This is a genomic window from Salmonella sp. SAL00653 (genome assembly GCF_046552515.1).
In the GTDB taxonomy this organism is placed as follows: Bacteria; Pseudomonadota; Gammaproteobacteria; order Enterobacterales; family Enterobacteriaceae; genus Salmonella; species Salmonella enterica.
This window is the reverse complement of record NZ_JBGDTY010000001.1, coordinates 327,012-348,438: the sequence shown is the minus strand read 5'-3', so window position 1 is coordinate 348,438 and position 21,427 is coordinate 327,012. Positions and strand designations below refer to the sequence as shown.

Here is a 21,427-nt window from a genome sequence, read left to right as displayed (position 1 = left end):
GGGAACTCACTCCCTTGCCGCCTTTAAGCAACTCGAATTATTTTGGGTATAGCGGGCTTATTATTTTATCGCGCTGGCTATACAGTTCAGATATAAATGATATAGTGGTTATAGTTAACACCTTTTTTATTATTAAATCGTATTAGCAGCCCGATTAAGTCTGCAGATAAACGATGGCCTGATGGCGCTAATCTGGATGATGTATTATGAAATTGCAGCAGCTTCGTTACATTGTTGAAGTGGTTAATCATAACCTTAACGTCTCCTCTACCGCTGAGGGGTTGTATACTTCCCAGCCGGGGATCAGCAAGCAGGTTAGGATGCTGGAAGATGAGCTTGGCATCCAGATTTTCGCCCGCAGTGGTAAGCATCTGACTCAGGTGACGCCCGCAGGTCAGGAGATTATTCGTATTGCGCGTGAGGTGCTTTCCAAAGTCGATGCCATTAAGTCGGTCGCCGGCGAGCACACCTGGCCGGATAAAGGCTCGCTCTATATTGCCACTACCCATACTCAGGCGCGTTACGCATTGCTAGGCGTGATTAAAGGCTTCATCGAGCGTTACCCGCGCGTTTCGCTGCATATGCACCAGGGGTCGCCAACGCAGATTGCGGAAGCGGTATCGAAAGGGAACGCCGATTTCGCGATTGCCACGGAAGCGCTGCATTTATATGACGATCTGGTGATGTTGCCATGCTATCACTGGAACCGTTCGATAGTGGTGACGCCGGATCATCCATTGGCGGCAACGTCTTCCGTAACGATCGAAGCGCTGGCGCAGTATCCGCTGGTGACGTATACCTTCGGCTTTACCGGGCGTTCCGAACTGGATACCGCTTTTAATCGCGCAGGATTAACGCCGCGGATCGTCTTTACTGCAACCGATGCGGATGTGATTAAAACGTATGTCAGGTTGGGACTGGGCGTTGGCGTCATTGCCAGCATGGCGGTCGATCCGCTTGCCGATCCTGATTTAGTGCGGATTGACGCGCACGATATTTTTAGCCACAGCACCACAAAAATTGGTTTTCGCCGTAGTACTTTTTTACGCAGCTATATGTATGATTTTATCCAGCGTTTTGCGCCACATCTGACGCGTGATGTGGTGGATACGGCGGTGGCGTTGCGTTCTAATGAAGAAATTGAAGCGATGCTTCAGGATATAAAGCTGCCTGAAAAGTAATATCACCGTCGGTTTGTGTCGTAGTGGCATGGCAGACAAAGCCGCCTTTTGCAATATCCCTCGAAGTATTACGGGTAATGATCAGCAAAATAGTGTTGAATTACCCGTCCCGCCAGTTTCTTTTTCCAAATAGTTATCTTGAGTCAAAAGATTGATTTATTCACTGGCAACGATTCGTAAATTGACTGGATTTTTGACTAAAGTTTATTTAGGATTTGTCTCATCTGATGATTAATTGTACCGATTGTTTGGTGCTGAAATGATAAGTGATACCGATAGCATGAGGTTAGTAATGCCTTCTGAAAACCAGGAACCGCGCCGCGACCCTGAGCTCAAACGTAAAGCATGGCTGGCGGTTTTTGTGGGTTCTGCGTTGTTCTGGGTAGTGGTAGCGCTTGTTATCTGGCATTGGTGGGGCTAAGTGAGCATTACGTCGGAACGCGAGCGCGTGGTCGCGCCCCCGATTCAATCTGGTGACGATGATAACACCCCGGATACGACCGTTTTTCGGTCTGTTCCGCAACACTGGACGCTCACACCGCAGCAGCGGGCATTTATTGATGCTTTTGCTGACGAGGTGTCACAAAAATAATATTCGTCTTTTTATTGGCGTTACTGTTTTATTAACGCTGTCTTATTACACCGCAGCAACCGTGTGCTGAGCGCTTCTCAGTATTGATTAAACACAGTTGGTGTCGCCTATGTTAACGTCAAATATAAAGTATTGGTCATGGACTGGCGCGTTTATATTATCGCTACTGTTCTGGGCCGAGTTAATCTGGATTGCCGTCTAATCTCGTCAAAGCCCGATAATGCGTTATTTATCGGGCTTTTTCATCTTCGTTCCTCGCCTGTTAGGTTTCTCCTCTTTTAGCAATTTGGGTTGTTATCAAAACGTTACATTTTGTTTGTGTTATCTTTAATACAACCCTGTGGAGAATCAGGGTAACGCAACCCTGTCATTTAAGGAGGAGCTATGTCGTCAACCCTACGAGAAGCCAGTAAGGATACATTGCAGGCCAAAGATAAAACGTATCATTACTACAGTCTGCCGCTGGCTGCCAAATCCCTGGGCGATATCGCCCGTTTGCCCAAATCACTTAAAGTGTTACTGGAAAACCTGTTGCGCTGGCAGGACGGCGAATCTGTGACTGATGAAGATATTCAGGCGCTGGCCGGTTGGCTTAAAAATGCCCATGCCGATCGTGAAATTGCCTGGCGGCCCGCCCGTGTCCTGATGCAGGACTTTACCGGCGTGCCTGCCGTTGTCGACCTGGCGGCGATGCGTGAAGCCGTTAAACGCCTCGGCGGCGATACGTCGAAAGTGAACCCGTTATCGCCGGTTGATCTGGTTATTGACCACTCTGTGACGGTCGATCATTTCGGCGATGATGATGCGTTTGAAGAAAACGTGCGGCTGGAAATGGAACGTAACCATGAGCGTTATATGTTCCTGAAATGGGGAAAGCAGGCATTCAGCCGTTTCAGCGTGGTGCCGCCCGGCACCGGCATTTGCCATCAGGTTAACCTGGAATACCTGGGTAAAGCCGTCTGGAGCGAATTACAGGACGGGGAGTGGATTGCTTACCCGGACTCGCTGGTGGGGACTGACTCCCATACGACCATGATTAATGGTCTGGGCGTATTGGGGTGGGGTGTGGGTGGTATTGAAGCGGAAGCGGCGATGCTTGGTCAGCCCGTGTCGATGCTTATCCCGGATGTCGTCGGCTTTAAGTTAACCGGTAAGCTTCGGGAGGGGATCACCGCCACTGACCTGGTGCTCACCGTCACGCAAATGCTGCGTAAGCATGGCGTCGTGGGTAAATTTGTTGAATTTTATGGTGATGGTCTGGATTCGCTGCCGTTGGCGGATCGCACGACCATCGCTAATATGTCGCCGGAATATGGCGCCACCTGTGGTTTTTTCCCCATTGACGCCATCACCCTGGAATATATGCGATTAAGCGGGCGTAGCGACGATCTGGTCGAGCTGGTTGAAGCCTACGCGAAGGCGCAGGGAATGTGGCGCAATCCCGGAGACGAACCGGTATTTACCAGTACGCTGGAACTGGATATGGGCGATGTCGAAGCCAGTCTGGCCGGGCCGAAACGCCCGCAGGATCGCGTGGCGTTAGGCGATGTGCCGAAAGCCTTTGCCGCCAGCGCCGAGCTGGAGCTGAATACCGCGCAAAGAGATCGCCAGCCGGTTGACTATACGATGAACGGACAGCCATATCAGCTTCCTGATGGCGCTGTCGTCATTGCCGCCATCACCTCCTGTACGAATACCTCGAACCCCAGCGTGCTGATGGCGGCGGGATTACTGGCGAAAAAAGCAGTAACTCTGGGGTTGAAGCGTCAACCGTGGGTCAAGGCTTCTCTGGCGCCGGGGTCAAAAGTGGTATCTGACTATCTGGCGCAGGCCAAACTTACGCCTTATCTGGATGAACTCGGTTTTAACCTGGTCGGTTATGGCTGTACGACCTGTATCGGGAACTCCGGTCCGTTGCCGGAGCCTATTGAGACCGCGATTAAAAAAGGCGATCTGACGGTAGGGGCCGTGCTTTCCGGTAACCGAAATTTTGAAGGGCGTATCCATCCGCTGGTGAAAACGAACTGGCTGGCGTCGCCGCCGCTGGTGGTCGCGTATGCGCTGGCCGGAAACATGAATGTTAACCTCGCGACAGACCCTCTGGGGTACGATCGTAAAGGCGATCCGGTATACCTGAAGGATATCTGGCCTTCGGCGCAGGAGATTGCTCGCGCCGTTGAACTGGTATCATCAGATATGTTCCGTAAAGAGTATGCGGAAGTGTTTGAGGGCACGGAAGAATGGAAATCGATTCAGGTTGAATCGTCCGATACCTACGGCTGGCAGTCGGATTCAACCTATATCCGCCTGTCGCCTTTCTTTGATGAAATGCAGGCTCAGCCTGCTCCCGTCAAAGATATCCACGGCGCGCGTATCCTGGCGATGCTGGGCGATTCGGTGACGACCGACCATATTTCCCCGGCCGGCAGTATCAAGCCGGACAGTCCCGCCGGACGCTATCTGCAAAACCACGGCGTTGAGCGGAAGGATTTTAACTCCTATGGATCACGGCGCGGCAACCATGAAGTGATGATGCGCGGTACGTTCGCCAATATTCGTATTCGCAACGAAATGCTGCCCGGCGTCGAAGGTGGCATGACGCGGCATTTACCGGGTACGGAAGCGATGTCGATTTATGATGCTGCGATGCTCTACCAGCAGGAAAAAACGCCGCTGGCGGTAATTGCCGGGAAAGAGTATGGGTCGGGATCGAGCCGTGACTGGGCGGCAAAAGGTCCGCGGCTGTTAGGTATTCGCGTGGTGATCGCCGAGTCGTTCGAACGTATCCACCGCTCAAACCTGATTGGGATGGGGATCCTGCCGCTGGAGTTTCCACAGGGCGTAACGCGTAAAACGCTGGGACTGACCGGGGAAGAGGTGATTGATATCGCGGATCTGCAAAACCTGCGCCCTGGCGCGACCATTCCGGTGACGTTAACGAGATCGGACGGCAGCAAAGAAACGGTGCCTTGCCGCTGTCGCATTGATACCGCCACCGAGCTGACTTACTACCAGAATGACGGCATCTTGCACTATGTCATTAGAAATATGCTGAACTAAAGCCGTTTATCGGGCCTGCCGTAAACAGGCAGGCCCGCGCTTTAATACCGGTGGCTTACTTGCTTAGCAGGTGGCCCATTTTGGCCGCTTTAGTATCGAGATAATGCTCATTATTTGGATTACGACCCACAATGAGCGGAACGCGTTCCACGATATTAATTCCCGCCTCGGTCAGTATTTCGACTTTCTTCGGATTATTGGTCAGCAGGCGAACTTCATCCACGCCCAGTAATTTGAACATATCCGCGCACAGGGTGAAATCACGCTCATCGGCGGCAAAGCCGAGCTGATGATTGGCCTCCACCGTGTCATAGCCTTGATCCTGTAACGCATAAGCGCGAATTTTATTAAGCAGGCCGATATTGCGGCCTTCCTGACGGTGGTAAATCAGAATACCGCGTCCTTCTTCCGCAATATGCGTCAGCGCGGCTTCCAGTTGAAAACCACAGTCACAGCGCAGACTAAAAAGCGCGTCCCCGGTAAGACATTCGGAATGAACGCGAGCCAGTACTGGCGTTTTACCTGAAATATCGCCAAAAACCAGCGCGGCATGGTCGTGTCCGGTTGCCAGTTCTTCAAATCCCACCATCAGAAAGTCACCCAATGGGGTTGGCAGTTTGGCTTCTGCCACACGTTTAAGCTGCATGTATTTCTCCAGATTATGCTGACGCCTGCGGTGTCGTCGCCTGTTGGCCTGTATCCCGCTATTTTGCCATAAGGCAGCGGTCATCACCTAATCACTACCACGTAATTGCTCAGGAATGGCACAAATTTGTCAATTTTCCAGTCCGGCGAGAATTTTCAGTTATGATTGTGATACTTACTTATAAAAGGAGCATCCATGCTTTCAATTGCGAGGCGCACCGCGGCAGGCGCCGCCCTGTTGCTTATCATGCCGCTTGCCGTATGGGTATCAGGCTGGCAGTGGCAGCCAGGACATCAGGTCTGGTGGCTAAAAACGCTATTCTGGATAACGGAAACCGTGACCAAACCCTGGGGCGTTATCACGCATGTGATTCTTTGTGGATGGTTCTTATGGTGCCTGCGATTTCGCCTGCGCGCCGCCATTATGCTGTTTGCGATCCTCGGCGGGGCGATTATCGTCGGGCAGGGTGTGAAGTCATGGGTAAAGGAGCGCGTACAGGAGCCGCGGCCATTTGTGGTCTGGCTTGAAAAAACGCACCATATTCCCGTCGATGAGTTCTACACTTTAAAGCGTACAGAACGCGGACATTTAGTGAAAGAGCAGTTGGCCGGGCAACAGAACATCCCCGTTTTCCTGCGTCAGCACTGGCAAAAAGAGACGGGCTTTGCGTTTCCCTCCGGACACACCATGTTTGCAGCGAGCTGGGCGCTTTTGGCCGTGGGTCTGTTATGGCCGCGCAGACGGACTTTCACCATCGCGTTTTTGTTAGTCTGGGCGACCGGCGTAATGGGCAGCCGTTTGCTTCTGGGAATGCACTGGCCGCGAGATTTAGTGGTCGCCACGCTCATCTCCTGGCTATTAGTTACCCTGGCGACATGGCTGGCGCAGCGAATTTGCGGGCCGCTTATGCCGCCTCGTGAAGAAGCGCAAGAAATTGCTGAACGCGAGCAGGAAAGCTGACAACGGTTGATTTTCTGACTATTGCCCTTAAATCATCTGATGGCGGGCGCATTTCCATTTCGCGCGAGGCGGGAAAATGGTAATTTAGAAGGCTGGATGCGGTAAGTTGGACACGATTTATTCGCGCAAACCACATAACGGGAAGTAATGTGAAATATTTACTCATTTTCTTACTGGTATTGGCGATTTTTGTTATTTCGGTGACGCTGGGCGCGCAGAATGATCAACAGGTGACGTTTAACTACCTGCTGGCGCAAGGGGAGTATCGTATCTCCACGTTGCTTGCTGTGCTGTTCGCCGTCGGTTTTGCGATTGGCTGGCTGATTTGCGGCCTGTTCTGGCTGCGGGTCCGCGTTTCCCTTGCCCGCGCTGAACGTAAAATTAAACGACTGGAAAACAAGCTTTCGCCAGCAACCGACGTTGCGGTCCCTGCCGATTCGTCGGTTGTTAAGGAATAATCATTTATGTTGGAGTTGTTATTTCTGCTGTTGCCTGTAGCCGCTGCCTATGGGTGGTATATGGGTCGCAGAAGTGCGCAACAAACAAAACAGGATGAAGCTAACCGCCTGTCGCGCGATTATGTCGCAGGGGTTAACTTCCTGCTGAGTAACCAACAAGATAAAGCGGTGGATCTGTTCCTCGATATGCTTAAAGAGGATACCGGCACCGTTGAGGCTCATCTCACTCTCGGTAATCTGTTTCGCTCACGCGGCGAAGTCGATCGCGCCATTCGTATTCATCAAACGCTCATGGAAAGCGCTTCATTGACCTATGAACAGCGTTTACTGGCTGTTCAGCAACTGGGGCGCGACTATATGGCCGCCGGTTTATATGACCGCGCGGAAGATATGTTTAACCAACTTACCGACGAAACGGAATTTCGCGTAGGCGCGTTACAGCAGCTCTTGCAAATCTATCAGCTAACCAGCGACTGGCAAAAGGCGATCGAAGTAGCAGAACGGCTGGTGAAACTGGGTAAAGATAAACAGCGTATCGAAATCGCCCACTTTTACTGTGAGTTAGCGTTACAGCAGATGGGCAACGACGACATGGATCGCGCGATGGCGTTGCTGAAAAAAGGTGCCGCCGCAGATAAAAATAGCGCCCGGGTGTCTATCATGATGGGTCGCGTTTATATGGCGAGAGGGGATTACGCCAAAGCGGTCGAAAGCTTGCAACGTGTGATCGTTCAGGATAAAGAGCTGGTCAGCGAAACGCTGGAGATGCTGCAAACCTGTTATCAACAGCTCGGTAAAAATGCCGAGTGGGCGGAGTTTTTACGCCGCGCCGTTGAGGAGAATACCGGTGCTGGCGCTGAGTTAATGCTTGCCGATATTCTGGAAGCGCGTGAAGGTAGTGACGCTGCTCAAGTCTATATCACGCGTCAGCTACAGCGACATCCTACCATGCGGGTGTTCCATAAGCTGATGGATTACCATCTCAACGAGGCGGAAGAAGGGCGAGCGAAAGAAAGCCTGATGGTACTGCGTGATATGGTTGGCGAGCAGGTGCGCAGTAAACCGCGGTATCGTTGTCAGAAATGCGGTTTTACCGCCTATACCTTGTACTGGCACTGTCCGTCCTGCCGGGCATGGTCGACCATTAAACCTATTCGCGGACTTGATGGGCAGTAGTATATAAAAAAGCCTCGCTTTAGTTACAACATACTTAATGACATAAAACAAGAAACGACGCTAGCATCGGCGACCAGGGCTTATCAGGTTGTCAATCGAACCTGTTAATTTCCCTGCGCCGCAGGTAGAATGCACGCCGTTTATCCAATTTGCGCCACTTCCGGTGCCCATCATCAAGAAGGTCTGGTCATGACGTTTACTGCTTCATCTTCTTCCTGCGCTATTACTGAATCGCCTGTCGTTGTGGCGTTGGATTACCATGAACGCGATAAAGCCCTGGCGTTTGTCGATAAAATCGATCCTCGCGATTGTCGCTTAAAAGTGGGCAAAGAGATGTTCACGCTGTTTGGTCCACAACTCGTTCGGGATCTCCAGCAGCGTGGGTTTGATGTCTTTCTTGATCTAAAATTTCATGATATTCCCAACACCACAGCCCGGGCGGTCGCTGCAGCGGCAGACCTGGGCGTCTGGATGGTAAACGTTCATGCGTCTGGCGGGGCGAGAATGATGGCCGCAGCGCGCGACGCGCTGGCGCCATTCGGTAAAGATGCGCCGTTGCTCATTGCCGTGACCGTGTTGACCAGTATGGAAACCAGCGATCTGCGCGATCTGGGCGTGACGTTGTCACCGGCGGAACATGCGGAGCGGTTGGTGCGCCTGACGCAGCAATGCGGGCTGGATGGCGTGGTCTGTTCCGCTCAGGAAGCGGTCAGATTTAAACAGGTCTTTGGCGCTGCATTTAAGCTGGTGACGCCGGGCATTCGGCCCGCAGGCAGCGAGGCAGGCGACCAGCGACGCATTATGACGCCCGAACAGGCATTATCCGCTGGCGTCGACTATATGGTGATTGGCCGCCCGGTTACGCAATCGGTAGATCCGGCGCAAACGCTGAAGGATATTAACGCGTCACTGAAACGGGAGGCATAATGAGCGATTCCAATAGTCGTCTGGTTTATTCAACACAGACGGGGCGCATTGAAGAACCTAAAACGGCGCCGGTTCGTCCCAAAGGGGATGGTATCGTTCGCATTCAGCGTCAAACCAGTGGCCGTAAGGGTAAAGGCGTATGTTTGATTACCGGTATCGAGATGAATGATGCGGAATTAACCAAACTGGCGGCTGAACTGAAGAAAAAATGCGGCTGTGGCGGGGCAGTAAAAGAAGGGATTATTGAAATTCAGGGTGATAAACGCGACTTGATAAAATCATTGCTGGAAGCTAAAGGAATGAAAGTAAAATTAGCTGGCGGCTAATGAAAACGCCACGGTTGTAAATTACCGTGGCGTAAAAGTCAACTTTGTCTATTTTTGTAATCCGGACCTGAAAAGAATAAACGTATTATTTTGAGCCGTTCAATATTTAAACGTCTGGATTATTTTCCGACCTGGTGACCAATCACGCCGCCGACCGCCGCGCCGCCCAGGGTGCCTAATGTACTGCCGTCCGTTAACACTGCGCCGCCTAACGCCCCCGCACCTGCGCCAATAGCCGTGTTGCGATCGCGCTTGGACCAGTTTGAGCAGGCGCTCAGAGACATTGCTACGGTGATTGCCAGCACAGCAGCGGCCATTTTTTTGCTCGTCATAAACATAATACTCTCTCCTGAATTAACGATTCACGGAATTAAGCTCACTATAACTATAGTTAAAATAAAACATGTTAAGAGATTTTCCGTAAAACCTGATTGCGCAGGGGTATATCACGCAGGTGATAGTCACTTCCTGTTATTTCGCTAATATTAATTTTACGACGTTACGCTCGTTACAACAGGTAAATAGTCTTAATTGGGATGTCAGAAAAGTCTTAGAGAGAGGATGATTTGCCATAGGGCAAACCATCGGGAAATATTTTAAACGGATGAGCCAATAACATTGACTAGCAGCCCTGCATGCTCTAACTGCATTTGATCGCTGGCGGAAATTTTGGAATCCGTAATGACACGATGGAGGCGAGAGAGCGGGCCCAGGGGATAGGGATGCACACAGCCAAATTTGGAGCTGTCGGTGAGGACAATCGCTTCTGAGCCTTTTTCCAGAACAGCGTTAACCACATCCGATCGCATCATATCGCGTCCGGTAAAGCCGGTATCAGCCTGCCAGCCATCAATACCGATAAATGCTTTGCTGAAATGCACTTGATGGATAAACTGTCGCGTCAACGGCCCTACCATGCTTTCACTTTTTTTCTGATAGATTCCACCGAGGAGAATGACTTCGCAAGGGGTTTCTTTGAGCAGATGCGCGATATAACTGCTCACGGTGATGATCGTGACATCTTTTTGTTCCGCCAGCGTCCGGGCCAATAGCGCATTGCTGCTGCCATTTTCAATAAAAACGGATTCCCCTGGACTGACCAGCGAGGCGGCGAACTCCGCCAGTCGGCGTTTTAGCGTGTAGTTCGTCATCATGCGAGTCTCTACGTCATCGCTCTCAAGCGAAACGGCGAAACCGTGCGCACGGCGTAAATAGCTCTGCTTTTCCAGGGTATTCAGATCCTGACGAATCGTGACTTCAGATACGCCGGTAATTTTCGCCAGTTCAGCAACGCTCATCTGGCCTTTATCAACCACCATTTGCAAAATTGATTGTTGTCGGGAGTTCATAGTATTAATTTTATTCGTTAAGAGGAGTCAACAGACAGTCAGAGAGCCGGGAAGGGCTAACGGCCATCCCGGACAAATAATCGCTATCAGATTTCCCAGGGCGACCCGGGAGCCTGGGATGGCGAGATACCGTCTTTAACCTGATCTAACAGCTCTGCTCTCAATATTTCAAGGTTATTGATGGCCGAGTGGTAATCGCCAGCAACAAGGATATCCAGCACGGTATCAATGCGTGCGGCAATTCGTTGTGCTTCGATATCAGACATGTTTGTCATCCTTAATGTCAGAAAAGGTTTCAATTCATGATGCAGAAATTAATCTGAAAAGAGAAGGGAAAAATAGGGCTATGCCTGTCTGCACAGGCTGTTCTCCCTATTATCGCCGCCATTAACGCATTTTTTTCGTCTGATAACGTTTGTACCAGCGTTCAAAAGAAACGGCGGGCATAGGTTTAGCGAATAAAAAGCCCTGTCGTTCATTGACACCGTTTTTTGTCAGGAAGGCATCTTCTTTAGCATTTTCTACGCCTTCGGCAATCACTTGTAAATTTAGCGCCTGAGCCACCGCGACAATCGCCCGAACCAGAGATTGCGACAGCGGTTGCTTATGGATATCTCTGACGAAAGCCTGATCCAGTTTAACGGCATCAATAGGGAACCGGGCGAGTTGAGAAAGCGAAGAATACCCGGTGCCAAAATCATCCAGATGAATCTGGGCGCCGAGCTGACTAAATTGCTGGATAACCGATAGCGCCAGCGTGTCATTTTCGATCAGGCAGCTTTCCGTTAGCTCGACATCGATCGGGCAATACTCAAAATTCAGATCGTACAAAGCCTGTTTAAGCGCAGTAAAAAGCGTCTGGTCGGCCAGTTGTCGCGCCGAAAAGTTAACGGCTACGCGCAAGTTAATCCCCTTATCGCGCCATTTCGCAATCTGGCGAACTACATCCAGAATCACCCAGCGGCCCAGCGGGACGATGAGTCCTGACTCTTCGGCGTATGAGATGAACTCCAGCGGCGGAATTAATCCGCGTTCCGGCGATTGCCAGCGTACCAGCGCTTCCAGGCTACGTACTTCGCCGCGCCAGGTAATTTTGGGCTGATAGTGAATAAGTAACTGGTCGTTTTCCAGCGCTTTTCGCAGGTTTGTATCCAGCCAGTGATAGTCAAATACGCGCTGATTCATTTCCGGCGAAAAAACGCAGAACTGACCGCGGCCGCCTTCTTTGGCGTTATACATTGCGGTGTCGGCAGTGCGAATGAGACTGTCGCTGTCCTGTCCGTGCCGGGGGGCCAACGAAATGCCAATGGCGCATCCCGTGTAAACTTCAATGAGTCCAATACGAAACGGTTGCCGCAGACGGGTAAGGATTCGTGAGGCTACTGCTTCCAGCGCGGCCTGAGACGTATGGGCAGCGAGGACAATGAATTCATCTCCCCCCAGTCTGGCCAGCAATTGATCTTCCTCCAGACAACTCAACAGCGCCAGCGAAACGGCCTGTAAGAGCTGATCGCCAAACATATGCCCATAGGCGTCATTAATTTTCTTGAAGTTATCCAGATCGAGATAAACGATACCCACCTGCGACTCGCCAGCCGAGGCAATAGCATGATTAATAAATTCATGGATAGCATTGCGATTGGGCAGGCCGGTGACGGTGTCTGTATTCGCCAGTATGCGTAAACGCTCCTGAGCCCGCCTTTCTTCGGTGATATCCGTGCCTGCGCAGATCAGGAAAATTTCGTTTTTTCCGCTACCGTTATGGACAAATTTATTACGAAATAAGAACAGGCGTTGGCCTTTACGGGTCTTTATCCAGCGTTCGATTTCATAGGCATTGCCATTGCGAAAAAAATTCTCAATGTAGTGCCGGGAGGCAACCGCCTCCCGGCGACTCATAAATAATTTAAAGACGCTTTGACCAATTACATCTCGCTCTTTTAAGCCCGTGTACTCTTCGCATAACCGATTAAATCGACAGATTTTTCCCCGACTATCCAGTATCGCAATGACTGAGTTTGCTTCTGATACGATTTGCTCGGCAAAAGAGAGTTCCTGCGCCTGCGTTGGCGCGACGGCAGGCGTATCAGGCCAGGTTGCCAGGCTGCCAGCCCATTCACGGTTATTAATCTTACGGCCTACCAGGTGCACAGCGGTAACCTGTTTTTCTATCAACAACGTTATCAGCAGACTGGACGTAATCGCCGTTATTTCCCGGATACGCCCGGCTTGCTCCGGCGATAGCTCAACCGTTTTTTCTGCATCCGTTTCACCTGTCGGGGAGAGATACAGCACGTTGCGGTCATCAGCCAGACGCCAGTGAGAGTGAAGGGGATTTAGCGCCGTTTGTTCCTGAATCTGTTTCATCATGCGTACCATCCCATTTAAGCGCCAGGTGCCCGAAAAGAAAGGTTAGCCATGTTATAAATAAGGGTAATTATGGCTGAACGTATTGTTTTATCTATGTATTCATATGTAATCCAGATTCTGGAAAAAGCATAGTCGCCAGCTAAAAATAACAAGAAATGGGGCGCTTGAATAAGATTAAACTTAGAGCATGACGGAAGGGAGAAGAAGAAAAGAAACGGCCTTTGCCTTCTCAGCAAAGGCCGTTGAGCGAGCTAAGCGTGGTTACGCTGCCGGTCGGGCAATAATGCTGCGGGTTTCCATGCGAACTTCCGCAATAGTGACATCAATGACATCCGTCACTTTATAAACCGTCTCACCTTTAATCTGTACCGTACCGTTTTCCTGGCTGCATACCAGTGCATCGCGAACGGCGTGCAGGAACGGGGCAGGGATAAAGGCGATAGCGCCGTTATCGACCAGTCGCACACGCATACCACCGCGGCTGACGTCAATAATTTCTGCCGCGAAACGGGTATTTGTCCCCGCCTTATCGTTAAGGAAGCGTGCATATAACCAGTCGCCGACATCGCGCTCCGCCATGCGGTTCAGGCGACGGCGTTCCGCCATTTGCTGGGTGATATCTTCCTGCGGACGCGCAATAGCCTCCCCCTTGATGACCGCTTTCAGCAGGCGATGGTTAATCATATCGCCATACTTACGGATGGGAGAGGTCCAGGTGGCATAAGCCTCAAGACCAAGACCGAAATGCGGCCCCGGCTCGGTGCTGATTTCCGCAAAAGACTGGAAGCGACGAATGCGGCTGTCAAGGAAACCGGAGGGCTGCGCATCCAGTTCGCGACGCAGTTTACAGAAGCCTTCCAGCGTCAGCACCTCTTCGGCATCGACATGCAGACCATGCGTTTTCAGCAGCGCGGCCAGCGCGTCGGCATTCGCGGGATCGAAGCCCGTATGTACGTTGTAAATACCGAAACCGAGCTTATCGCGCAGTACGCGCGCGGCGCAAAGGTTAGCGGCGATCATCGACTCTTCTACGATACGGTTAGCGATACGGCGCGGTTCCGCCACAATATCCAGTACTTCGCCTTTTTCGCCAAGCACAAAGCGGTAATCCGGGCGGTCTTTAAAGACTAACGCATGATGATGACGCCACTCACTGCGGCTTAGACAAATACGGTGCAACAGACGAATCTGCTGGGCAATGCCTTCGTTATCCGGCTGCCAGGTGCCGTTATTTTCCAGCCAGTCGGAGACATTGTCGTACGCCAGCTTGGCCTTCGATTCGATGGTGGCCGCAAAAAAGGCGATATCATCGTCAATGGTGCCGTCTGCGGCGATGATCATGCGACAGGCGAGCGCCGGACGCACTTCGTTGGCGCGCAGTGAGCACAGATCGTCAGACAGCTCACGTGGCAGCATAGGAATATTGAAGCCCGGCAGGTAGTTGGTGAAGGCGCGAATTTTCGCTGTGTTATCCAGCTTACTGCCTTCGGCAATCCAGGCGGTAGGATCGGCGATAGCCACCGTAAGCTGGAGTCTGCCGTCCGCTAATTCCTCAGCATAAAGCGCGTCATCCATATCTTCAGTGCTGGCGCTATCGATAGTGACGAAATTCAGCGCGGTAAGATCCTGGCGCTCCAGCCCTTCGTCCAGCATCTCCGTCGCTACGCCGTTCGGCGCTTCTTTTTCCAGGTTATGGCGGGCAAGCGTAACCCACCAGGGAACAAAGTGATCGTCGGCAAAGGTGATGTACTGCGTTAAATCGGCGTAAAACGAACGGTCGCCTTTAAGCGGATGGCGGCGCATTTCGGCAACCGCCCAGTCACCTTCTTTGAACTCATGCTGAACGCCGCGCGCGGCGCGGCAGGGAATCGCGTCTTTCAGCAACGGATGATCCGGCACGATGGACAGGCGGTCATTTTTACCCTGAACTTTTCCCACAAAACGCGTCAGGAACGGTTCGATCAGTTCTTCCGGCTCGGCAGACTCACGTTCTTTTTCCGTGTGGATGACCGCGACGATACGATCGCCATGCATCACTTTTTTCATCTGCGGCGGAGGAATGAAGTAGCTTTTTTGCGCGTCAACCTCAAGGAAGCCAAAGCCTTTTTCCGTGGCTTTTACGACCCCTTCAGCGCGCGGCGTCTGGGAATGCAGTTGCTGTTTAAGCTGCGCTAGCAGCGGGTTGTCCTGAAACATATTCGTCTATTTTCGTAGCCAAAAGAGCGGCTGACAGTTTTACGCGATTCTGCCTGGCGCAGCAAGCGCTCTTTCAGTAATGGATGAGTTAATAGGTTTCGCCCAACGCGATTTTTAAACGATTTAACCATCCGCACACGCCGCACCAGCCTAACATATTAATGGCCTGCTCCGATGAAAATCCCCTGGTGAGTAGCGGGAAAAAATGCGCGGCGCTAAAGCGATCGGGCGCTCTGGTGAGCCATTGTATCGCCTGTGTCAGCGCAGGCTCAAGTTCCCAACGAGCGATGTCGTCGTCTTCCTGGCGTAACGTGATGACAGCGCGACGCCACGTGCCAGGTTGGGTTGCCTGTTCGTTAAAGCAGGCGGCGCTGCCGTTGATACGTGATGTGAGGAGCGTGATAAGTGGAAGTAAAGAAGGGAGCGACGCAGTGTGTAATGTGCTGGTCAGTATGCGTTCGAGTAACGCGAATGAAGACGGATCGCGCATGAGTACCGGCGCCATTATTTGGCATTGTGAAGACGAATATTGCCGCCGAACTTTGGTATGGGCGGGAGAATATTCTACCAGACTGGCGGCGGGCCGCCATGTTGTCTGGGGGTTTTGAAACCGCGCGGCCCTGGCAAAGCGCTGCATCTCCTGGCCGGGCAGCTCGCGCACGGGCAGACGGCAAAACGCCTGAAATATCGCCGCTACTCGCGCCTGAAAACCGATAAACCCAATGATCTGATTGATGAGTACGGTATCCCGGGCGGTTAATCCCACCTCTGCAAGCTGTTCGCGGGCTCGCGTATTGATAACGGAGGGGGAGCCGGCAAGCTGACGAGCGTATTGCGTAATTTGCGCCAGCCGTTGATTGCTCTCTCTTGAGGCATCAGGGCCAGGTAGCGGCGCCAGACGCGCGGCATAATAGCGGCACAAACGCTGAACCCCAAATACCTGAGCGGCGGTCAGCGCGGTGCTCATACGTTCATAGGCGCTAAATGTATGAAGCCGGTCGTTGAGAACCGTGCGGGGAAATAAGACATCCGCCAACTGGCGAGCGGGCTTTAACCATGATTCAAAAGGCGTCAACGCGGTTTCTGCTACCGCTAAATCCAGTAAAAATCGATCGTTAACATACGCGGCTTCCGGCATCAGCGAAAGCGGGGTTTGTGACGACATAGTGGATTGTGTTTCATGATACCAGTGGCTTTTACCCGCTTTTCGGCATTGTTCCATAGGGTTTCCCGAGGATGAAATGGCGATCGATAATGATTAGGCGTCGGATCGTTTATGCTGGATTATCCTGGCGTATGCGGGAAAGGGATGAAAGATTGTTAGGTGATAACAAATATCAGAACGCTATATAACGAGATGAGTGGTGAGTGAGGGGAATGGGGCAGCACAGCCGTGCCGCCCGCTAATAAACTTAATGCGCTTACTTCAGTTCCAGTTCATTCATTGCCGCAATGCTGAACCCGCCGTCAACATGGACGACTTCGCCAGAAATGCCTGCCGAGAGATCGGAACACAGAAACGCCGCTGAGTTACCCACATCTTCAATGGTCACGGTGCGACGAATTGGCGTAACGGCTTCACAATGCGCCAGCATTTTACGGAAGTCTTTAATACCGGACGCCGCCAGCGTGCGGATTGGACCCGCAGAGATGGCGTTGACGCGAACGCCTTCCGGCCCCATTGCATTTGCCATATAACGCACGTTGGCTTCCAGAGAGGCTTTCGCCAGACCCATGACATTGTAGTTCGGGATGGCGCGCTCCGCTCCCAGATAAGACAAGGTCAACAGCGCAGAACCCGGATTCAGCATGGTGCGGCAGGCTTTCGCCATGGCAACAAAGCTGTAAGAGCTAATATCGTGAGCGATTTTAAAGCCTTCGCGGGTAACCGCATTAACATAATCGCCGTCCAGCTGATCGCCAGGCGCGAAACCGATCGAGTGTACAAAACCGTCAAATTTCGGCCAAACGTTACCCAGCTCCGCAAACATAGCGTCAATGCTGGCATCTTCAGCGACATCACACGGTAAAACGATGCTGGAACCCAGCTGGGCAGCAAATTCTTCTACGCGGCCTTTCAGTTTGTCGTTCTGGTAGGTGAACGCCAGTTCAGCTCCTTCGCGGTGCATCGCCTGTGCGATACCGTAGGCGATGGACAGTTTACTGGCCACGCCAGTGACCAGAATGCGCTTACCGGAAAGAAAACCCATAGCTTTAATCCTTATAGTCATTGCTTATTTTTTGCTTTTACGAACAATGGTTAACAGCAACTTTTCAACATTATTCGAAATTAGTCTGAAATTATATCCCACTCCTGGCCCCGTGTGTCACGCTATTTTTCCGCCGCTATCTCCGGCAGGTGACGTTCTAAAACCACACGGTAACGAAGTCCCTGAGTATTTTGAGCACTCCCCAGGGCCAAACTGGCAAATCAAAGAGTCTAATGGGACAGGCCCTACGGTGCAGTATACCAGCTGGTGTAAGGTTCGCCTCATCCAACCAGAGACACCGGGACGGATAGCAAGTACGATAGCGATGCGCTTTCCACCAGACAAATAAAGGTTCTGTAGGAAGCCTGAATATTCATCCAAATGGTTTACCTCACCTATTAGCGATGTTATGGACATGTAATTTTAACCAGCAAATGCTTAACAAAAATAATTTCTTTTTTAAGCGCTGAAGGTTTTCTCTATTTATTGATGCAGAGTAATACTGAATATGAAAAATTTTGGAAATCAGGTGATTACAGTAGTTACAAATCAGGTTTTTATATGTTTGCATGTGTATTATAATAAATTTTCAGAGGATGAGACATATGCCGTTTACATTTCAGATCGGAAATCATAGTTGCCAGATATAAGAAAGGTATTTAAGAGATATCATCGATAATAAAAGAGAGCATGTTTTTTCAACGTGTGAGAAATTTATAGATTTTTTCAGGAATATATTTACCAGGCGAAGTTTAATTTCTGATTATAGAGAAATCTATAATCTACTGTGCCAAAAAAAAGAGCATCCCGATATTAAAGGGCCTTTCTCTCCAGGACCATTTTCGAAGCGAGATGAAGACTGTACACGATGGCGCCCCCTTCTTGGATATATTAAACTTATTGATGCCTCCAGACCTGAAACAATAGATAAATACACTGTAGAGGTATTAGCACATCAAGAAAATATGTTACTACTACAGATGTTTTACGATGGAGTATTAGTGACCGAGACGGAGTGTTCTGAACGTTGCGTCGATTTTTTAAAAGAAACGATGTTTAATTATAATAACGGGGAAATTACGCTTGCCGCTTTGGGTAATGATAATCTACCGCCGAGCGAGGCAGGTAGTAATGGAATCTATGAGGCTTTTGAGCAACGTTTGATAGACTTCCTGACCACGCCCGCCACGGCGTCTGGTGATGAGAGCGGCGCTATTGATCAGACGGATGCATCACAACCAGCGGCAATAGAGGCGTTTATTAACTCGCCGGAGTTTCAGAAAAATATTCGCATGCGTGATATTGAAAAAAATAAAATAGGTAGCGGAAGTTATGGGACAGTCTATCGGTTACATGATGACTTTGTTGTTAAGATTCCAGTTAATGAGCGGGGAATAAAAGTGGATGTTAACTCTCAGGAACATCGTAATTGTCATCCTGAGCGTGTCAGTAAGTATTTGAATATGGCCAATGGCGACAAGAATTTTTCTCGTTCGGCCATCATGAATATTAATGGTAAAGACGTTACGGTTTTAGTTTCAAAATATATTCAAGGTCAGGAGTTCGATGTTGAAGATGAAGATAACTATCGAATGGCGGAGGCGCTTCTTAAATCCCGGGGGGTTTATATGCATGATATAAATATCTTAGGTAATATTCTGGTTAAAGAGGGGGTTCTTTTCTTTGTGGATGGCGATCAAATCGTGTTGTCACAAGAATCACGGCAACAGCGAAGCGTTTCTCTTGCAACAAGGCAACTGGAAGAGCAAATTAAGGCCCATCACATGATAAAATTAAAGCGGGCCGAGACCGAAGGAAATACTGAAGATGTTGAATATTATAAGTCACTTATTACGGATCTTGATGCGTTAATCGGAGAGGAAGAACAGACACCTGCGCCAGGAAGACGTTTTAAACTAGCCGCGCCTGAGGAGGGGACTCTTGTGGCTAAAGTATTAAAGAATGAATTAAAAAAATAGCATTTAGTTCCGTTCTTTTCTGCGAATCGCCGGGGCTCATTCGCTACAGATTTACCGATCAATTATTGAGAGTTGCTATTCGTTTAAAGGTCGTTCAGGGGATCTGGACAGCCTGCAGCGGAGATGCAACTCGCCATTAGGGTTGGCGATGCCGCGCTGCCATAGTGGGTGAAATGCCTCGCAATGGTGTAACAACATTAACTCGCCTTGATTTTTCCCCTCTGCCTGACAAGAAAAACCTGGCTTTACGGATGGTCTCATGCCGTCGTATTAGCGTTGTTCGGCGTAGTATGTAAATTTCCTTATAGCAATAGAAGAACATTCTCAAAACATAAAATTAGCAAGTTATCATGAAGTTAACATATATTGTTTTTTTTCGATCATTTTTTATATATTGATCGTTTTTATTGATTGATTTGCGTTAAAAGCGCATTATCAGGGAGTTAAGATCAAGTGGAGTGGTCACATGCGCTATTTTTTTATGGCAGAGCCGATAAGGGCAATGGAGGGGGATTTACTGGGTGTCGAAATCACTACCCATTTTGCATCGTCGCCCGCTCGTCCGCTACACCCTGAGTTTGTTATCTCGTCATGGGACAATTCGCAGAAGCGCCGTTTTCTGCTTGATCTGTTGCGGACAATCGCGGCCAAACATGGCTGGTTTCTACGCCACGGCCTATTCTGTATCGTAAATATTGATCGGGGTATGGCGCAGCTTGTCCTTCAGGATAAAGATATTCGCGCATTACTACACGCCATGCTATTTGTGGAGCTGCAGGTCGCTGAACATTTTTCATGTCAAGATAACGCCTTAATTGATCCTTTAATACACGCGCTTCATAAGCAACCTAATCCATTATGGCTGGGCGACCTGGGCGTAGGGAATGCAACTGCTGCGCCATTAGTTTGCGGGTGTTTTAGCGGCGTAAAACTTGATCGCAGCTTTTTTGTCTCACAAATTGAAAAAATGACGTTTCCGCTGCTTGTCAAACATATCCGGCGTTATTGTGACAAGATCGTGGTGGGGGGCCAGGAAAACACACGCTATTTGCCGGTGTTAAAAACGGCAGGCATTTGGGCAACCCAGGGCTCGTTATTTCCTTCCGTTGCGTTATAAGAGGTTGAAACATTGCTGTTGGGCAGTCGCATGAACACCCTCAGAGAATTGAACTGAGGGTATTTGTGTCGCTTAGCGATCCTTTCGCCATGCGTCAGCGGTCAGCGCCTCGCCAAAATGGCCTGCGATTAAACGGCGGGTAAGCTCATGTAGCGGAGAGGCGAGCACATCGGCGGTGCTGCCGCGTTCAACCACTTCCCCCTGATGCATCACTAATACCTGATCGCTAATATGTTTCATCATGCCGATATGCTGCGTGACATAGATATAGGAGATGCCTTGCTTTTCCTGCAATTCAAGCATCAGATTGATGAGCTGCGAGCGCATGGACATATCAAGCGAAGCCAGCGCTTCGTCCGCGATAATGACTTTAGGGCGTAAAATCAGCGCGCGGGCCAGGCCCAGACGCTGTTTCTGCCCCGGCGCCAGCATATGCGGGTAGTAGCTCACGTGATCGGGCAATAGCCCCACCATACGCATCGTCTCGACAATCTGTTTGCGCCGCTGTTCCGGCTCCAGATCGGTATTAAGGCGCAGGGGGAAGTCAAGAATCTGTGAAATACGTTGACGTGGATTCAGTGACGTTGAAGGGTCCTGAAAAATCATTCGAATACGTTGGCTTCGAAACGAATAGTCGCCGTAATGCAGGGGATGATCGTCAATAAGAAGCTCGCCGCTGGTGGGTTCAATCATGCCGGCCAGCATCTTCGCCAGCGTGGATTTGCCGGAACCGTTTTCGCCGATAATGGCCAGGGTCTGACGCTCACGAAGCGTAAAGCTTAATGGTTTCACGGCGTCGACGGTCTGGCGACGAAACCATCCTGTCCGGTAGCGAAAGGTTTTACTCAGGTTGCGCACTTCAAGCAGAGTTTCCACCATA

General features: G+C 50.5%; 21 protein-coding genes and 2 pseudogenes. 12 read left to right on the top strand and 11 right to left on the bottom strand.

All coding sequences use genetic code 11. The annotated features are described in order from the left end of the window. Window positions 1–206: 206 nt before the first annotated feature. The 5 genes from cysB to acnA all read left to right on the top strand — a co-directional run bounded on the left by cysB (window position 207) and on the right by acnA (window position 4,833). Complete coding sequence (gene cysB, locus ACLJRU_RS01765) at window positions 207–1,181, top strand: HTH-type transcriptional regulator CysB (RefSeq protein ID WP_001540156.1); 975 nt, start codon at window positions 207–209, stop codon at window positions 1,179–1,181. A gap of 280 nt (window positions 1,182–1,461) precedes the next feature. After that, on the top strand, window positions 1,462–1,602 hold the full coding sequence (locus tag ACLJRU_RS01760) for a YmiA family putative membrane protein (RefSeq protein ID WP_213083417.1): 141 nt from the start codon (window positions 1,462–1,464) through the stop codon (window positions 1,600–1,602). Then, window positions 1,603–1,773 carry a hypothetical protein gene (locus ACLJRU_RS01755; protein WP_000029027.1) on the top strand — a complete coding sequence of 57 codons (171 nt, stop codon included), beginning with the start codon at window positions 1,603–1,605 and terminating at the stop codon, window positions 1,771–1,773. Between the two features lie 109 nt (window positions 1,774–1,882). After that, window positions 1,883–1,975 (top strand): small membrane protein YmiC, encoded by a 93-nt coding sequence (gene ymiC, locus ACLJRU_RS01750; protein WP_223148964.1) that lies wholly within the window; start codon window positions 1,883–1,885, stop codon window positions 1,973–1,975. A gap of 182 nt (window positions 1,976–2,157) precedes the next feature. Next, window positions 2,158–4,833 carry an aconitate hydratase AcnA gene (gene acnA, locus ACLJRU_RS01745; protein ID WP_038393999.1) on the top strand — a complete coding sequence of 892 codons (2,676 nt, stop codon included), beginning with the start codon at window positions 2,158–2,160 and terminating at the stop codon, window positions 4,831–4,833. Window positions 4,834–4,888: 55 nt separating this feature from the next. On the opposite strand, the gene ribA is transcribed toward acnA, so the two are convergent. Then, a complete protein-coding gene (ribA, locus tag ACLJRU_RS01740; RefSeq protein ID WP_001176284.1) occupies window positions 4,889–5,479 on the bottom strand; it encodes a GTP cyclohydrolase II in 591 nt (196 codons plus the stop codon). Window positions 5,480–5,674: 195 nt separating this feature from the next. Here ribA and pgpB point away from each other — a divergent pair, with 195 nt between their 5' ends. The 5 genes from pgpB (at window position 5,675) to yciH (ending at window position 9,326) form a co-directional block, all read left to right on the top strand. Beyond that, window positions 5,675–6,439 carry a phosphatidylglycerophosphatase B gene (gene pgpB, locus ACLJRU_RS01735; protein ID WP_000948651.1) on the top strand — a complete coding sequence of 255 codons (765 nt, stop codon included), beginning with the start codon at window positions 5,675–5,677 and terminating at the stop codon, window positions 6,437–6,439. A gap of 149 nt (window positions 6,440–6,588) precedes the next feature. After that, on the top strand, window positions 6,589–6,897 hold the full coding sequence (locus ACLJRU_RS01730) for a LapA family protein (RefSeq protein WP_000876301.1): 309 nt from the start codon (window positions 6,589–6,591) through the stop codon (window positions 6,895–6,897). A gap of 6 nt (window positions 6,898–6,903) precedes the next feature. Continuing rightward, complete coding sequence (lapB, locus tag ACLJRU_RS01725; protein WP_000891378.1) at window positions 6,904–8,073, top strand: lipopolysaccharide assembly protein LapB; 1,170 nt, start codon at window positions 6,904–6,906, stop codon at window positions 8,071–8,073. A 189-nt stretch (window positions 8,074–8,262) separates the two neighbouring features. Then, window positions 8,263–9,000 (top strand): orotidine-5'-phosphate decarboxylase, encoded by a 738-nt coding sequence (pyrF, locus tag ACLJRU_RS01720; RefSeq protein WP_001540152.1) that lies wholly within the window; start codon window positions 8,263–8,265, stop codon window positions 8,998–9,000. Further along, window positions 9,000–9,326, top strand: coding sequence for a stress response translation initiation inhibitor YciH (gene yciH / locus ACLJRU_RS01715; protein WP_001285199.1), 327 nt, complete (start codon window positions 9,000–9,002; stop codon window positions 9,324–9,326). The genes pyrF and yciH overlap by 1 nt, the downstream gene beginning before the upstream one ends. Before the next feature lie 119 nt (window positions 9,327–9,445). Here the strand turns inward: yciH and osmB are convergent, their stop codons facing one another. The 9 genes and pseudogenes from osmB to ACLJRU_RS01670 form a co-directional block, all read right to left on the bottom strand. Next, window positions 9,446–9,664 (bottom strand): osmotically-inducible lipoprotein OsmB, encoded by a 219-nt coding sequence (gene osmB / locus ACLJRU_RS01710; RefSeq protein WP_000481166.1) that lies wholly within the window; start codon window positions 9,662–9,664, stop codon window positions 9,446–9,448. A gap of 258 nt (window positions 9,665–9,922) precedes the next feature. Next, window positions 9,923–10,675 (bottom strand): DNA-binding transcriptional regulator YciT, encoded by a 753-nt coding sequence (locus ACLJRU_RS01705; protein ID WP_001540151.1) that lies wholly within the window; start codon window positions 10,673–10,675, stop codon window positions 9,923–9,925. A gap of 86 nt (window positions 10,676–10,761) precedes the next feature. Then, entirely contained in the window at window positions 10,762–10,941 is a 180-nt protein-coding gene (locus ACLJRU_RS01700) for a hypothetical protein (protein WP_001279854.1), read from the bottom strand. Between the two features lie 121 nt (window positions 10,942–11,062). Next, window positions 11,063–13,045 (bottom strand): cyclic di-GMP phosphodiesterase, encoded by a 1,983-nt coding sequence (gene pdeR / locus ACLJRU_RS01695; RefSeq protein WP_011264300.1) that lies wholly within the window; start codon window positions 13,043–13,045, stop codon window positions 11,063–11,065. A 261-nt stretch (window positions 13,046–13,306) separates the two neighbouring features. Next, window positions 13,307–15,241 carry an exoribonuclease II gene (locus ACLJRU_RS01690; RefSeq protein WP_000485054.1) on the bottom strand — a complete coding sequence of 645 codons (1,935 nt, stop codon included), beginning with the start codon at window positions 15,239–15,241 and terminating at the stop codon, window positions 13,307–13,309. 244 nt (window positions 15,242–15,485) lie between these two features. Next, window positions 15,486–16,463: pseudogene (locus ACLJRU_RS01685) on the bottom strand (CMD domain-containing protein); the annotation flags it as partial. Between the two features lie 199 nt (window positions 16,464–16,662). Continuing rightward, window positions 16,663–17,451, bottom strand: a complete 789-nt coding sequence (gene fabI, locus ACLJRU_RS01680) for an enoyl-ACP reductase FabI (protein WP_000506501.1) — start codon at window positions 17,449–17,451, stop codon at window positions 16,663–16,665. A 117-nt stretch (window positions 17,452–17,568) separates the two neighbouring features. Beyond that, complete coding sequence (locus ACLJRU_RS01675; protein WP_001540148.1) at window positions 17,569–17,868, bottom strand: hypothetical protein; 300 nt, start codon at window positions 17,866–17,868, stop codon at window positions 17,569–17,571. Next, complete coding sequence (locus ACLJRU_RS01670; RefSeq protein WP_001532376.1) at window positions 17,843–18,022, bottom strand: hypothetical protein; 180 nt, start codon at window positions 18,020–18,022, stop codon at window positions 17,843–17,845. Before ACLJRU_RS01670 ends, ACLJRU_RS01675 begins: the two co-directional genes overlap by 26 nt. Before the next feature lie 34 nt (window positions 18,023–18,056). Between ACLJRU_RS01670 and steC the strand changes: the two are divergent. Beyond that, window positions 18,057–19,430: pseudogene (gene steC / locus ACLJRU_RS01665) on the top strand (SPI-2 type III secretion system effector kinase SteC). A gap of 466 nt (window positions 19,431–19,896) precedes the next feature. Continuing rightward, complete coding sequence (locus ACLJRU_RS01660; RefSeq protein WP_023234974.1) at window positions 19,897–20,547, top strand: EAL domain-containing protein; 651 nt, start codon at window positions 19,897–19,899, stop codon at window positions 20,545–20,547. A gap of 72 nt (window positions 20,548–20,619) precedes the next feature. On the opposite strand, the gene sapF is transcribed toward ACLJRU_RS01660, so the two are convergent. After that, window positions 20,620–21,426 (bottom strand): peptide ABC transporter ATP-binding protein SapF, encoded by an 807-nt coding sequence (gene sapF, locus ACLJRU_RS01655; protein WP_000230462.1) that lies wholly within the window; start codon window positions 21,424–21,426, stop codon window positions 20,620–20,622. Window position 21,427: the final 1 nt, after the last annotated feature.

Coding starts and splice junctions, on each gene's coding strand:
- cysB (WP_001540156.1), top strand. CDS start 207: ATGAAATTGCAGCAGCTTCGTTACATTGTTGAAGTGGTTAATCATAAC.
- ACLJRU_RS01760 (WP_213083417.1), top strand. CDS start 1,462: ATGAGGTTAGTAATGCCTTCTGAAAACCAGGAACCGCGCCGCGACCCT.
- ymiC (WP_223148964.1), top strand. CDS start 1,883: ATGTTAACGTCAAATATAAAGTATTGGTCATGGACTGGCGCGTTTATA.
- acnA (WP_038393999.1), top strand. CDS start 2,158: ATGTCGTCAACCCTACGAGAAGCCAGTAAGGATACATTGCAGGCCAAA.
- ribA (WP_001176284.1), bottom strand. CDS start 5,479: ATGCAGCTTAAACGTGTGGCAGAAGCCAAACTGCCAACCCCATTGGGT.
- pgpB (WP_000948651.1), top strand. CDS start 5,675: ATGCTTTCAATTGCGAGGCGCACCGCGGCAGGCGCCGCCCTGTTGCTT.
- lapB (WP_000891378.1), top strand. CDS start 6,904: ATGTTGGAGTTGTTATTTCTGCTGTTGCCTGTAGCCGCTGCCTATGGG.
- pyrF (WP_001540152.1), top strand. CDS start 8,263: ATGACGTTTACTGCTTCATCTTCTTCCTGCGCTATTACTGAATCGCCT.
- yciH (WP_001285199.1), top strand. CDS start 9,000: ATGAGCGATTCCAATAGTCGTCTGGTTTATTCAACACAGACGGGGCGC.
- osmB (WP_000481166.1), bottom strand. CDS start 9,664: ATGTTTATGACGAGCAAAAAAATGGCCGCTGCTGTGCTGGCAATCACC.
- ACLJRU_RS01705 (WP_001540151.1), bottom strand. CDS start 10,675: ATGAACTCCCGACAACAATCAATTTTGCAAATGGTGGTTGATAAAGGC.
- ACLJRU_RS01700 (WP_001279854.1), bottom strand. CDS start 10,941: ATGTCTGATATCGAAGCACAACGAATTGCCGCACGCATTGATACCGTG.
- pdeR (WP_011264300.1), bottom strand. CDS start 13,045: ATGATGAAACAGATTCAGGAACAAACGGCGCTAAATCCCCTTCACTCT.
- ACLJRU_RS01690 (WP_000485054.1), bottom strand. CDS start 15,241: ATGTTTCAGGACAACCCGCTGCTAGCGCAGCTTAAACAGCAACTGCAT.
- fabI (WP_000506501.1), bottom strand. CDS start 17,451: ATGGGTTTTCTTTCCGGTAAGCGCATTCTGGTCACTGGCGTGGCCAGT.
- ACLJRU_RS01675 (WP_001540148.1), bottom strand. CDS start 17,868: ATGTCCATAACATCGCTAATAGGTGAGGTAAACCATTTGGATGAATAT.
- ACLJRU_RS01670 (WP_001532376.1), bottom strand. CDS start 18,022: ATGCAAACATATAAAAACCTGATTTGTAACTACTGTAATCACCTGATT.
- ACLJRU_RS01660 (WP_023234974.1), top strand. CDS start 19,897: ATGCGCTATTTTTTTATGGCAGAGCCGATAAGGGCAATGGAGGGGGAT.
- sapF (WP_000230462.1), bottom strand. CDS start 21,426: ATGGTGGAAACTCTGCTTGAAGTGCGCAACCTGAGTAAAACCTTTCGC.